The sequence below is a fragment of the Stenotrophomonas sp. YAU14A_MKIMI4_1 genome (assembly GCF_003086855.1).
Taxonomy (GTDB): domain Bacteria; phylum Pseudomonadota; class Gammaproteobacteria; order Xanthomonadales; family Xanthomonadaceae; genus Stenotrophomonas.
The window spans coordinates 2239824-2252389 of record NZ_CP025998.1 but is presented as its reverse complement, the minus strand read 5'-3'; the positions used below and the strand labels follow the sequence as shown (position 1 = coordinate 2252389).

14 protein-coding genes and 1 pseudogene are annotated in these 12566 nt (G+C 67.3%); 10 read left to right on the top strand and 5 right to left on the bottom strand.

Going from position 1 to position 12566, the window contains the following annotated elements:
* Nucleotides 1-91: 91 nt before the first annotated feature.
* The 6 genes from C1931_RS10395 (at nucleotide 92) to C1931_RS10370 (ending at nucleotide 7448) form a co-directional block, all read left to right on the top strand.
* Nucleotides 92-943, top strand: a complete 852-nt coding sequence (locus C1931_RS10395; protein WP_108756262.1) for an SIP domain-containing protein — start codon at nucleotides 92-94, stop codon at nucleotides 941-943.
* A 187-nt stretch (nucleotides 944-1130) separates the two neighbouring features.
* Nucleotides 1131-3320: a TonB-dependent siderophore receptor gene (locus C1931_RS10390; RefSeq protein WP_108756261.1), complete on the top strand. Its 2190-nt coding sequence runs from the start codon at nucleotides 1131-1133 to the stop codon at nucleotides 3318-3320.
* Between the two features lie 50 nt (nucleotides 3321-3370).
* The gene (locus C1931_RS10385) at nucleotides 3371-3670 is read left to right on the top strand and encodes a DUF3649 domain-containing protein (protein WP_108756260.1); all 300 of its coding nucleotides are present in this window, start codon (nucleotides 3371-3373) and stop codon (nucleotides 3668-3670) included.
* On the top strand, nucleotides 3667-5280 hold the full coding sequence (locus C1931_RS10380) for a PepSY-associated TM helix domain-containing protein (RefSeq protein WP_108756259.1): 1614 nt from the start codon (nucleotides 3667-3669) through the stop codon (nucleotides 5278-5280). Before C1931_RS10385 ends, C1931_RS10380 begins: the two co-directional genes overlap by 4 nt.
* Nucleotides 5280-5549, top strand: a complete 270-nt coding sequence (locus tag C1931_RS10375; RefSeq protein WP_108756258.1) for a DUF3325 domain-containing protein — start codon at nucleotides 5280-5282, stop codon at nucleotides 5547-5549. Before C1931_RS10380 ends, C1931_RS10375 begins: the two co-directional genes overlap by 1 nt.
* A 183-nt stretch (nucleotides 5550-5732) precedes the next feature.
* Nucleotides 5733-7448, top strand: coding sequence for a PAS domain S-box protein (locus tag C1931_RS10370; RefSeq protein ID WP_108757730.1), 1716 nt, complete (start codon nucleotides 5733-5735; stop codon nucleotides 7446-7448).
* Here C1931_RS10370 and C1931_RS10365 read toward each other — a convergent pair.
* Together C1931_RS10365 and C1931_RS10360 are read right to left on the bottom strand one after the other, a co-directional pair.
* Complete coding sequence (locus C1931_RS10365; RefSeq protein WP_108756257.1) at nucleotides 7445-8539, bottom strand: crosslink repair DNA glycosylase YcaQ family protein; 1095 nt, start codon at nucleotides 8537-8539, stop codon at nucleotides 7445-7447. The two genes, C1931_RS10370 and C1931_RS10365, sit on opposite strands and share 4 nt — an antisense overlap.
* Before the next feature lie 126 nt (nucleotides 8540-8665).
* Nucleotides 8666-8797 (bottom strand): annotated as a pseudogene (locus C1931_RS10360) (integrase core domain-containing protein); the annotation flags it as partial.
* 168 nt (nucleotides 8798-8965) lie between these two features.
* On the opposite strand from C1931_RS10360, the gene C1931_RS20600 reads away from it, so the two are divergent.
* The 4 genes from C1931_RS20600 (at nucleotide 8966) to C1931_RS10345 (ending at nucleotide 10880) form a co-directional block, all read left to right on the top strand.
* Nucleotides 8966-9094, top strand: coding sequence for a hypothetical protein (locus C1931_RS20600; protein WP_267895968.1), 129 nt, complete (start codon nucleotides 8966-8968; stop codon nucleotides 9092-9094).
* Nucleotides 9095-9375: 281 nt separating this feature from the next.
* On the top strand, nucleotides 9376-9645 hold the full coding sequence (locus C1931_RS10355; RefSeq protein ID WP_108749682.1) for a hypothetical protein: 270 nt from the start codon (nucleotides 9376-9378) through the stop codon (nucleotides 9643-9645).
* Between the two features lie 158 nt (nucleotides 9646-9803).
* Nucleotides 9804-10487: a hypothetical protein gene (locus C1931_RS10350; RefSeq protein WP_108757729.1), complete on the top strand. Its 684-nt coding sequence runs from the start codon at nucleotides 9804-9806 to the stop codon at nucleotides 10485-10487.
* A 96-nt stretch (nucleotides 10488-10583) separates the two neighbouring features.
* The gene (locus C1931_RS10345; protein WP_108756256.1) at nucleotides 10584-10880 is read left to right on the top strand and encodes a hypothetical protein; all 297 of its coding nucleotides are present in this window, start codon (nucleotides 10584-10586) and stop codon (nucleotides 10878-10880) included.
* Here C1931_RS10345 and C1931_RS10340 read toward each other — a convergent pair.
* The 3 genes from C1931_RS10340 to C1931_RS10330 are packed head-to-tail and all read right to left on the bottom strand — an operon-like array spanning nucleotide 10873 to nucleotide 12548.
* Complete coding sequence (locus C1931_RS10340) at nucleotides 10873-11448, bottom strand: GNAT family N-acetyltransferase (RefSeq protein ID WP_108756255.1); 576 nt, start codon at nucleotides 11446-11448, stop codon at nucleotides 10873-10875. The two genes, C1931_RS10345 and C1931_RS10340, sit on opposite strands and share 8 nt — an antisense overlap.
* A gap of 4 nt (nucleotides 11449-11452) precedes the next feature.
* Nucleotides 11453-11986: a tail fiber protein gene (locus tag C1931_RS10335; RefSeq protein WP_108756254.1), complete on the bottom strand. Its 534-nt coding sequence runs from the start codon at nucleotides 11984-11986 to the stop codon at nucleotides 11453-11455.
* Between the two features lie 31 nt (nucleotides 11987-12017).
* The gene (locus tag C1931_RS10330; RefSeq protein WP_108756253.1) at nucleotides 12018-12548 is read right to left on the bottom strand and encodes a tail fiber protein; all 531 of its coding nucleotides are present in this window, start codon (nucleotides 12546-12548) and stop codon (nucleotides 12018-12020) included.
* Between the last annotated feature and the right edge of the window lie 18 nt (nucleotides 12549-12566).

Here is a 12566-nt window from a genome sequence, read left to right as displayed (position 1 = left end):
CAATGCGCGCGGGAGCGGCCGCGTTGCAGTACCGCGAATTTAGTTTACTATGATGTAACTAATTCGCATTCGTACCCGGATTGGATTGCCGATGTCTGTTCTTCCCACCGCCGCGCCCGTCCAGGGCACGCTGCGCGGCGCCGACCACGATCGTGGCCTGCAGGCGCTGCAGGTCACCGTGGTCCACACCAGCCACGCCACGCCCAGCCTGCTGCGGGTCACCTGCCGCCTGCCGGCACATGCGCCGCTGGCGCCCTGGCTGCGCGCCAACACCGCCGTACGCATCCAGCTGGGCGCCGCGTTCGACGATGTCTCGCGCATCTACACCGTGCGCAGCGTGGATACCGCACAGCGCCAGTTCGTGTTCGACGTGGTGCTGCATGCCGCCCCCGGCCCCATGCTGGCCTGGGTGCGTGCCCTGCAGCCGGGGGATGTGTTCGCGCTGACCGGACCGCGCCCGCACCTGCAGGTGCCCGAAGCGGCCGGCGGCCATGCGCTGCTGTTTGCCGATGCCAGTGCCGTGCCGGCCGTGTCTGCCCTGCTGCAGCAATGGCCAACCGCACTGCGGGCCGATCTCTGGATCGCCAGCGACGACGCGCAGGCGGTAGACGAACTGCCGGCCATCGAGGGCGTGCACGTACACCGCCTGGACGCCCCCACGCCGACCGACCCCACCCCGTTGCTGCGCACCGCCCAGGCCTGCGTGGCCGACAGCCGCCGCAGCGTGGTCTGGGCCGCCGGTGAGCGCGAGGAAATGCGTGAGCTGCGCCGTCATTTCCTGCAGCACGCTGGCCTGCCGCGCGAGACCGTGGCCGTGGCCGGCTATTGGAAGCGCGGCGAAACCACCACCGAAACCGACCAGCGCCGTCGCCTGAACTACCAGCGTGTGCTGGACCAGGGCGGTGGCCTGCAGGATGTCGACGACCTCGCCGACGACATCTGACCCCTGTTCCAGCTCCGTGCCCGTGCAGGGTACGGAACCGTTGCACCCAGCCACAGTCCGCGCCCCTGCCCGCCGCAGGAACGGCGTGCGTTCTGCCAGCCACCTTGCCGTCTACGTCGCCCTGTGCACAGGCCCGCGACGGCGTAGCCCTGGCCGAACCCACTCCCTCCCCTCGACGAGTATTGCCATGTCCCGCGTCATCGTTTCTCCCTTGCCATCGCTGCGCCCGCTGGTGCGCGCCGCACGCCTGGCGCTGCTGCCCTCGCTGCTGCTGGCCGCCACCGCGCACGCCGAAGCAGGCCCCACCGGCGGCGCCGCCGACCCTGCCACCGAGCTGCCCTCGGTGAACGTGCGCGCCGACAAGGCAGACGACAGCGGCGTCTATGCCGGCGGCCAGGTCGCCCGCGGCAGCCGCGCTGGCCTGCTGGGTGAACTGGACTTCATGGACACCCCGTTCAACACGATCAGCTACACCGCCGATTACATCCAGAACCTGCAGGCACCGGACCTGGTGCGGGTGATCGCCGCCACCGATCCCAGCGTCTACAACGGCGGCTCCACCGGCGGCATCACCGACTACTTCAGCATCCGCGGTTTCAGCGTTGCTTCCTCGGACATCGGTTTCGGCGGTCTGTACGGCCTGATTCCCTACTACCGCGTCTCGCCCGAGCTGGCCGAACGGGTGGAAGTGCTGAAGGGGCCGTCCGCGCTGTTGAACGGCATGCCGCCCGGCGGTTCGGTGGGTGGGGCGATCAACCTGGTGCCCAAGCGCGCCGACGATGTGCCGCTGACCCGCTTCACCGCCAGCTATGGCAGCGATGCACAGCTGGGCGGCCATCTGGATATCGGCCGTCGCTTCGGCGCGGACAAGCAGTTCGGCGTGCGCCTGAACGCCGTGCATCGCTCTGGCGACACCGCCACCGACAACCAGCAGCATCGCGCGCAGTTGGCCTCGCTGGGCCTGGACTGGCGCGGTGAGCGCAGCCGCGTGTCAATGGATGTGTTCGCCAGCCGTGACCACGTGGATGGCCTGAACCGCGGCGTCTCGCTGGCCAGCGGCCTGGCCGTACCGCGCCCGCCGAAGGCCGACACCCTGTTCGCACCGGACTGGACCTTCAGCAACGTCAAGGACTGGGGCGCCGCACTGCGCTGGGAAATGGAGATCAACGACCACCTGTCCGCGCACGCCGCCTATGGCCATGGCAATACCGATTTCGACTCCATCGCCAGCGGTACCACGCTCATCACCAACGCCGCCGGCGACTTCCGCAACAACTTCGCCCACCAGCGCTTCAAATACAGCAAGGACACCGCCGAAGCCGGCCTGACGGCGCGCTTCCGCACCGGCGCGGTCGACCACGCGGTGGCCGTCAGCGCGGCCTGGTACCACCACGAGTACCGCTTCGGTTTCCTGCGCAACATGCTGGCCAGTGACTGGGTCACCAGTATCTACGATACCCACTGGGGTCCGGCCATCGACCGCAGCTACAGCAACGCTGCGCTGCCCAAGACCGGCGAAGTGCGCACCACCACGGTCGGCATTGCCGACACCCTGTCCTTCGCTGACGAACGCGTGCAGCTGACCCTGGGCATCCGCCGCCAGAACGTGCTCAGCGATACCCTGGATGGCAGCAGCGGCAAGCGCACGGCGCGCTATGACGCCAGCGCCAACACGCCGGCCGCCGCCCTGCTGTTCAAGGCCAGCGGACGACTGTCGCTGTACGCCAACTACATCGAAGGCCTCAGCCAGGGCAGCACTGCACCGGTCACCGCCGCCAATGCCGGCGAAGTGTTCCCGCCCTACAAAACGCGCCAGCGCGAAGCCGGCGCCAAGCTGGACCTGGGGCGCATGGCCAGCTCGCTGAGCGTGTATGAGATCAACAAGCCGGCCTCCTACACCGACCCGGCCAGCAATGTGTTTTCGTTTGGGGGCCAGCAGCGCAACCGTGGCGTGGAATGGAGCGTGTTCGGCCAGGCCACCGAACAGCTGCGGGTGGTCGGTGGCATCGGCTGGCTGCAGCCCAAGCTGACCCGCACCCAGGGCGGCATCAACCAGGGCCGCCTGGCCACGGCCACCCCGCAGTGGCAGGGCAAGCTGGGCCTGGAATGGGACGTGGCCGGCCTGCCGGGCCTGACCGTCACCGGCAATGCCATCAGCCTGTCCAAGGGCTATATCAACGCCGACAACAGCCAATGGGTGCCCGGCCGCACGGTATACGACCTGGGCGCGCGCTATGCCACCCATGCCGCAGGCAAGCCGCTGGTGCTGCGCGCCAGCGTGCAGAACCTGACCAACAAGGCGTACTGGGCCGGCAGCCTCGGTTCCGGGTTGGGCGCACCGCGCACCGCCGTGCTTTCAGCCACGATTGATTTCTGATCCCTGCCCGCGCCACGTCCGCGCGGCGTGGCGCCCTGGAGGTTGTTCCGGTGATTGATTCCCGCTGGGCAGCGCTGGCCGCATGGCTGCCGCTGCTGTCACGTATTGTCGCCGCCCTGCTGGGTGGCTATCTGCTGGCCGCGCTGTGCAGCGTGGCCGCGCTGTCGCTGCCCATCGACCCGCAGCAGGCGGTGTTCACCGACATGCTGGCCAGCTTCCTGCTGTATGCCGGCGCGGTGGTGTGGGTGTTCGCCGTACGCTCGGCGCGCCGCGCATGGGCCGGCCTGGCGCTGCTGGCGGTGCCACTGTGGCTGGTCACGCTGGCCGTGCACGGCACGGGGGGCGCATGAGCACGACCACTGCCACACGCGCCAGCAAGCCACGTGGCATCCGCCAGACCATGTCCGACCTGCATATCTGGGTGGGCTTGCTGGCCGGCTGGATCCTGTACGCCATGTTCCTGACCGGCACCGCCAGTTACTTCCGCGACGAGATTTCGCGCTACACGCGGCCGGAGATCGCCACGCCGCAGCAGCTGCCGCCCCCGGCAGAAACCAGCGCACGGCTCATTGCGCAGCTTCAGCACGACAGCCCCGGCGCCCGCCAGATCAGCCTGACCCTGCCCACCGCGCGCACGCCCTGGGTAGCGGCCATGTGGGCGCCCGCGGGCGGGGGTGGCGGTCGCCACGGCATGCAGTCGGGCCTGTTCGACGCCGCCACCGGCACGCCGCTGCCCTCGCGCGAAACTGCCGGTGGTGACTTCTTCTACGCCTTCCACTTCAACCTGCACTACATGCCCGCGCTGTGGGCGCGCTGGATCGTCGGCCTGTGCGCCATGTTCATGCTGGTGGCCATCGTCAGCGGGGTGATCACCCACAAGAAGATCTTCGCCGACTTCTTCACCTTCCGCTGGGGCAAGGGGCAGCGCTCGTGGCTGGATGGCCATGCGGCGGTATCGGTGCTGGGCCTGCCCTTCCACTTCATGATCACCTGGAGCGGGCTGGTCATGCTGGCGGTGCTGTACATGCCCTGGGGCCTGTCGAAACTGCCTGACAAGCGCCAGCAACAGCAGGTGACCAGTGAAATGCGGCTGTCATTGCCACGCCAGCCTGCCGCCGGCGTAGCCGCCGCGCTGGTCGATGTCGCGCCACTGGTCGCCCAGGCCGAGCAGCGCTGGGGGGTCGGCAGCATCGGCGCCGTGCAGGTGCAGAACCCCGGCGATGCCGCCGCGCGGGTGGCCGTGGTGCGTGCGCAGTCCAGCCGTGTGTCCACCACGCCGCACTACCTGCTGTTCGATGGCAGCAGCGGCCGCCTGCTGCAGGCCAAGGAACATTCCGGCGCGGCCGCGCAGACCCAGGGCGTGCTGTACGGCCTGCACCTGGGCCGCTTCGCCGACGCCGCCACGCGCTGGTTGTACTTCGTGGTCAGCCTGGTCGGCACGGCCATGGTCGGCACCGGCCTGGTGCTGTGGACAGTGAAACGGCGCAGCCAACTGCCAGACCCGAAGCGGCCGTACTTCGGCTTCCGCCTGGTGGAACGCCTGAACATCGCCACCGTCGCCGGGCTGTCGGTGGCGATGGCAGCGTTCTTCTGGGCCAACCGCCTGCTGCCGATCAGCCTGCCGCAACGGGCCGCCTGGGAAGTGCATGTGTTCTTCATCGTGTGGGCAGCCATGCTGGTCCATGCCTGCCTGCGCACGCCCAAACGCGCCTGGGTGGAACAGTTCTGCCTGGCGGCGATGCTGCTGGCCCTGGTGCCGGTACTGAACGCAGCGACCACCGCACGCCCGTTGTGGGTCACCCTGCCGGCCGCCGATTGGGCCTTTGCCGGTACCGACCTGACCCTGCTGGCATTGGCCGGCCTGCACGCTTGCCTGGCCTGGCGCACCTGGCGCTTCACTCCGCGAGTCGCCCGTGCACGCGCGCCACGCACTGCGGCTGCCAGCGGGGTGGCCTCGTGATGCACGCCCTGCTGTTGCTGCTGTGCGGCGCCGGCTTTGCCTGCCTGGCGCTGGCGATGGAACGCCACCAGCGCGACCTGCTGGGCCGCAGCCTCGTGCCGGCAAGTTCACGGCGCTGGCGATTGGCTGGCTGGAGCCTGCTGTTGATGGCGCTCGGCGTGGCCATCGCACTGCGCGGCCTTGGCCTGGGGCTGGCGCTGTATTCGGGCCATACCAGCGTGGCCGCCGGTGCGGTGGTGCTGGCCCTGGTGGCGCACGCGCGGCGTTGAATGCGGCAATGCAACAGGAAGCGTGCGGCGCGCGTGGCTGCACTGCTTCGTGAACTGCGTCAATGCGCCAGTACCCCGCATTGACGCACGCTTCACTGGTGTGCGCATCAGCATAACCCGTTCATTGCCAGCATCGGACCGCAGGTCGCAGCACCACACTTCCCTACACAGCACATGCTTGCCATGGATGAAGTCGCCCGACTTGAAGAACTGAATCGCCTGGGGGTGCTGGATACCGCACCGGAACCCGTGTTCGACGCCATCGTGGCGGCCGCGCGCGCCGCCACCGGCATGCCGACCGGCCTGATCTCGCTGGTCGACCACGATCGCCAATGGTTCAAGGCCAACATCGGCCTGGAAGGCACCTGCGAAACGCCGCGTGACATCTCCTTCTGCACCCACGCCATCGAGCAGCAGGGGCTGATGGAAGTTGCCGATGCGCGCCAGGACCCACGTTTCCAGCAAAACCCGCTGGTGCTGGGCGGGCCGCGCATCCGCCACTACGCGGGCATTCCGCTGGAAACGGCGCACGGCGCACAGATCGGCACGCTGTGCCTGCTCGACACCCTGCCCGGCGTGCTCTCGCCCTCGCAGCGCGAACTGATGGTGCACCTGGGCCGGGTCACCACCCAGGTGCTGGAACAACGCAGCGCGCTGCTGGCCCAGGTGGAACAAGCGCGCGTGCTGCACCGCGAACTGAAGCGCAGCGAAGATTTCCTGGAGCGCACCAACACCGCCGCGCGCGTGGGTGGCTGGGAACTGGAGCTGGCCACCGGCGAAGTGCGCTGGACCCGCGAAACCAAGCAGATCCACGGCGTGCGTTCCAGTTACGAACCCACGCTGGCCACCGCCCTGTCCTTCTACCGGCCCGACACCCGCGGCATCATCCAGACGGCGGTGAAGCGCTGCGTGGACGAAGGCACACCGTACGAACTGCAGCTGCCGATGACCACCGCCGATGGGCGCGACATCTGGGTGCGCGTGGTCGGCAACCGGCAGATCGTCGAAGGCCGCCAGCGGCTGGTCGGCGCCATCCAGGACATCAGCGAGGAACGCAGCACCCGCGATGCGCTGGAAGCCAGCGAAGTGCGCTACCGGCGCCTGTTCCACTACAGCCTGGGGCTGATCTGCACCCATACCCTGGATGGCACGCTCACCTCGGTGAACCCCGCCGCCATGCAGTCGCTGGGCTACGACGAAGCGCACGTGGTCGGCCGCAGCCTGGGCGAGTTCATGCCCGAGGAAAAGCAGGACCACTTTGCCGCCTATCTGCGCCGCATCGGCGCCAACCACACCGATTCGGGCGTGATTGAACTGATCGCCGCCGATGGCACCCGGCGCTACTGGGCCTACCACAACGTGCTGGATTCGGAAGCGCAGCCGCCCTATGTGCTGGGCCACGCGCAGGATGTCACCGCCCTGCGCACCCAGGAACAGCAGCTGCGCGAACTGTCCTTCAAGGATCCGCTGACCCAGTGCAACAACCGGCGCTACCTGCACACCCTGGAAGCGCAGACCGGACAAGCTTGGGCCTGCCTGGTGTTCGACCTGGACCACTTCAAGCAGATCAACGACAGCGAAGGCCATCGCCGCGGCGATGCGATCCTGGTCGGCTTCGCCACCTTCCTGCGTACACCGCTGGGCAAGGACGAGGCCGTAGTAAGGCTGGGTGGCGATGAATTCCTGGTGGTGTCCAACAACCCCGACCCGGCACGGCTGCAGGAACTGGAGCGCTGGTACAACGATCATTGCAGCGATTCGCCCTGCGCCTTCTCGATGGGCGCAGCGCAGCATGTGCCCGGCGAAAGCGTGGCCGACACCATCCACCGCGCCGATGACCATCTATACCGCGCGCGTGCCCGCGTCCGCCGGTCGCCGCGCGGAGATGGCGGGCGCTAGTCCAGCAGGAAACGACTCATGCGCTGCAGCTCATCGTCCAGCGCGTTGCTGAACGCCGCACCGCGCGGTGCGGCGCCGCCGATGTAACCGAACTGCGGCAGCAGCTGGCCGCCGGCCACCGCCACGTTGGCCCAGCCAATCACCTGGTCGTGCCATAGCAGGGGCAACGCGTAGTAGCCGAAGCGCCGCTTGGGTGCAGGCGTATAGGCCTCGAACCGGTAGACCCAGCCCCACAGCTGTTCGAAGCGGCGACGGTCCCAGACCACCGGATCGAACGGCGCCAGCAGGCGCACGGCCTCATCCACTGCGTGGCGTCGCGAACGCGGGTTCTCGTCGGCCGGCCAGAACCAGACCGTGCCATCGACCGTGCAGCTGGCCAACTGCGCGCGCGCGTCGCGCAGGGCCTGCTGCAGCGGCGCGGCCAGGTGCGGAGCGCCGTAGCCCAGCAGCCGCACCAGATAGGTCAGGCTGGCCGCCGGCAGCGGCGCGTACTTGCGCACCACCAGGGCCAGCAAGGCCTCGGCACGCTGCTGCGCGGTCAGGCCATCGGCCTCAAGCGGCGCGTGCAGCGCCGGTGCGTAGATGCGGGTGCCACTGTCACGCCGCTGCACCCGCAGCAGCCCGCGGTAGTGCATGCCATCAAGCAGCTGCGTGCTGGCGTTGCTGGTGCCGCCCCAGTAATTGGTCACCCGTCCATGCGCAAAGACCTGGCCCACCTCGCGCGGGTGCACCGCACCCTGCGCCTGCACGAATGCCAGCACCTGCTCGGCGCGGCGCCGGGTGGCCGCATCCCAGGCCCGCTTGGGCACGCGCGGGTGCATCAGCGCCACGTGCTCGCGCGGCAGGAAGCCGTAGTTCACCAGGCAGTCTTCTTCCACCGGCAGCCGCGCATAGCGCCGCTCCAGATCACCAGCGCGATAGTCCTTCACCCGGTGCCGCAGGGTCAGGTCCTGGGCACGGGCGGGCGCGCGGATTGGATCGGCCTGCACGAACCCCAGGCGACGGATCGCCACCATCAGCGTGGTAGGCGCGAACAACGAGCGTGACACCGCGTAGCGGCGCAACTGGTCCAGGGTGGGCGAAGCGGCCATGGGCTATTGTAGATCGGTGCACGGGTTGGAGGGCGTCGGCTGGGTGGCGGCGACGGAACTGAGGCAACGAGATCGCGGCGACTGCGTGGCAGCGACGGGGTAGCAACGACGGGGTAGAGTCGACTGTTAGTTGTGTAAACCCACTACGTTATTCAGCGGCACTCTGGAGATAGGTGGCTGGCCGCCGATCCCCATATGGGGACGGTGCCAGTTGTAGTGGTGCAGCCATTGGGTCAGCACGGAATTGCGTTGGTCCGAACCTTATCTTTGCACCTGGAGTGGTGTGCGCTATGTCGTCCTTGCGGTTTTCTGTTGAGTGGTGTGTGCGGTGTGTTTGATGTTGCGTTTGCTGGGTGGGGGGGGGGGGGGGGGGGGGGGGGGGCGGCGTGGCTGCGTCTTGCCTCGCGCGGCATTTCGCTTATTGGCGTGCTGTACCTGTGGATGATGGTGTGCGGGTTCGATCCTGCCGCCTACCGTGGGCTGACCCAGCGGCTGGCGGCACTGCCCGCGTTCGCGTGGTACGCGCTGGCGGCAATTGAACTGCGCCGCGCGTAGGGTGCCGATGACCGACATGACGGCTGAATAGGGCAGACCTCGCCCCAACGTGCGTGAAGGCAGCAGAAAACCGCGTGCGCTTTGGCTACAAGGAACGCTGGCCGCAGCAATAGCGGCCATTACAGCCGGCGTTTGAACAGCCTCTGGACCATGAACATTTACACGCCATTTCACATTTCTTCACACCCCCTCCACCTCGTCCAACCGTAGCTGAAAGGCGCTCGGTCAACTGCCGAAAAGGTCGCTATATTCGGGCTTCCCCAGACGAAGGAGGGAGTGCAATGTTCCTGAACCAGCAACACAAGACCTTGGCCCGCACGCTCGGTGTAGCCATCCTCGCCGCCGCCGCTCTCAGTGGTTGCGCCACCTACAAGGACGAATTCGCAACCATCAATTCGCGTCTCGACGCGCTTGATGTGAAGGTGCAGGGCGCAGCCCAGAGCGCCGAGTCGGCCAACCAGTCGGCACAGCAGGCCAACCAGCGCCTGGATCAGATCGAAGGCCGCGTACAGCAGCTTGAATCGGCACCGCGCCGTACCCCGCGCGGGTGATCGCTCCCCCACGCAGTACCCGTACTGTTTGACCCGGACACCGGTGGCCTTCGCGGGCCACCGGTGTCCACCCCGTAGTACACGCAGCAAGGAGTCGTGCCATCCCTATGTTCCCCAACCCTGCAAACCGGCCGCTGCGCGCTGCGCTGGCCATGGCCCTGGCGTTGACGCTTGCCGGCACCGGTGTGGCGAGCGCGAAGAACGGCACGCCACCGGCACCGTCTTCGGCGGTTGATGAACTGCCCGAAGGCCAGAGCGTGTCCGACACGGTGATTGAACTGGCCGGTTGGGTGGTGGCCAGCAAGGACAGCCAAGGCTATCCGTTTGCGATCATGGACAAGGCGGCCGCACAGATCCTGGTGTTTGGTGGCGATGGCAAGCTGCGAGGCGCAGCGCCGGCATTGTTCGGCTCGGCCAAGGGTGACCACATCGCCCCCGGCGTAGCGGGCCTGGCCCTGCGCGAGATTCCCGGCCGCGACCGCACCACGCCGGCGGGCCGTTTCATCGGCGGCTTCGGGCCGTCCATCGATGCCGGCCGCGTGCTGTGGGTCGATTACGAATCTGCGGTCTCGATCCATCCCATGCCCAAGGGCACGTCGAAGGAAAAGCGCGCTGAGCGCCTGGCGTCGGCTACGCCCGACGACAATCGCGTGACCCACGGCTGCATCAATGTCTCGCCGATGTTCTACGACGAGGTGGTGAAGTCCACCTTCGAAAAGGGCGGCGTGTTCTACGTGCTGCCGGACAAGGCATCCATTGCCGAAACCTTCCCCGAGTTCGCGCAGAGCCGCGGGAGTGCAGCGCAGAACGGCGAAGGCGAACGCCACGCCGGCGCCAAGTAAGCGGGCACGTCATCCGGTGGCAGGCGCGCCGCGCGGCGCGCTTGCATCCGGCGCTGGCGCAGCCCACCATGCAGGTCGGCCTTGGGGAACCCTGCAATGGAACTGCTGACGCTCGATCATTTCGCCCGCCACGTCGATCAGACCTTCTCGGCCGTCATCAATGACGGCGAAGTGCCGTTCGTGCTGGTGGAAGCCCGCGCCCTGGATGCATCGCGCGCGATGCCGGGCGCCGCACGTGCGCCGTTCTCGCTGTTGTTCCGTAACGCGTCGGCGTTCCTGTTTCCGCAGCAAATCTATCCCATGCGCCACCCGGACGTAGGCGAGGTCGGTATCTTCCTGGTGCCCATCGCCCGTGAACAGGCCGGGTTCCTTTATCAGGCTGTATTCAACTGATCTTGCCGGTCTGCTGCGCGCAGGCGCGCTGCCAGCGCATCAGCAGATGCGTGCCTTGCTGCTCGACCCCCACGAAACCAAGACGCTGGTAGAGGCGCAGCGCGGCTGGATTGGCACCGTCCACGTGCAGTTGCATGTCGCTGCCGCGCAGGCCGGCTTCGTGCTGGCTGTGCGCGATCAACGCCGTGGCAACACCGCGACGGCGCTCGGCGGGGAACAGGCTGATATCCACGATCAGGTCGTGCGACGCCCCGCACTGCAGGTAGTAGCGCCCCACGGCGGCACCATCGTGCTCGATGGCCAGAAAGTGCGAGTCGCCGAAGTGGGCCAGATAGTGCTGGTGCTGCAGCGCGAACTGGCTGTCCAGGAACATCCGCTTGGCCGCTTCCGGCCAAGGCACCGGTGCCAGTTCCTCGGCGCGGGTGCTGGCATACAACTCGCGCAGCCACGGCAGATCATCGGCAACCAGCGGCCGCAGGCCATACCCGCGCTGCAGCAACAGCGCGGGCAGGGTGGGGCAGGCATCGCGGCTTGGCGGAAACGGGGCGAGCGGTGCGGGCGCGGCCATCGGCTCAGCTGAAGCTGGGGAACACGCCCTGCAAGGCGATGCAGAAGTTGGTCGCCAGATAGGGCTGCCGGTTCTCATGGGGCTGCCCGCCACCGGAAGCGCCGATCATTCTCGGGCTGAACTGCGCATTGGCCGTGGCGTTGGTCACAAAGGGCATGCCTGTAGCAGGCACGCCGAGGTAATTGCCCGCCTCGGGCGTCGCATTGCGTTTGCTGCTGTCGCGCTGGTTGTAGAGCGTCAGCGAATGGCTGTGCGCCGGAACGGTCTGTTGGGTCAGGGCCACAGCGTTGGTGCCGAAGGCCTCGCCAATGCTGTGCGGTGTCAGGCCCGGGCCCTGGCCCTGGCTGGTAGCCGCGCGATTGACGAAGTTGGGCAACTTGAATGTGTTTACGCCATCGCCGCCGTAGCTCGTTCCCAGCAGTGAAAACAGAGCAGTGTTCTGCCGGATGGCCAACGTCGTGCCATTGCAGGTGGCCCAGTTCAGCGGGGCAAAGTTGAAGCCGAACAGCTGGATCTCGCCGAAGAAGGGTTCGGTCATGGTGAATTCCTTGTCGGATGCAAAGAGGGGTTCAGCCCTGCGTCGGGAAAACGCCCGCCCAGGCAATGCAGAACTGCACCGTCAGCGTGGGCATCTGGTTCTCGTGCGCTTGATTGCCACCCTGGCTGACAATCACATTGGGGGCCAGTACGGCCGCGTTGGCGCCGGTGATGTCTTTCACGAAGACGCTGTCGCCCGCCACCGTTGCCGGCAGCACGCCGTTTCCTACCGTGCCGGTAGTCGCAAGGGCGGTGGTGGCCATCAGCGGCGGCGCATGCGCAGGCATCTGCACGGGAAGCACGGTGACCTGCTCAGTGCCTGCCATCTGGCCCACCACGTAGCGGCTCAGTCCTGGGCCTTGTCCCTGGTGGATCGGTACCCGGCCGCGCAGATCGGGCACGCCGAAGGTGGTAATGCCATCGCCACCGTAGGTGGTGCCCAGCAGCGTGTACAGCACTTCATACTCGGCGATCGACTTCAGTGACCCATCGCATGTAAACCAACCGTTGGGCACGCGCTGAAAGCCGAACATGCGGATTTCTCCGACGTAAGGGGTACTCATGTGAAGCTCCTTGAGCAG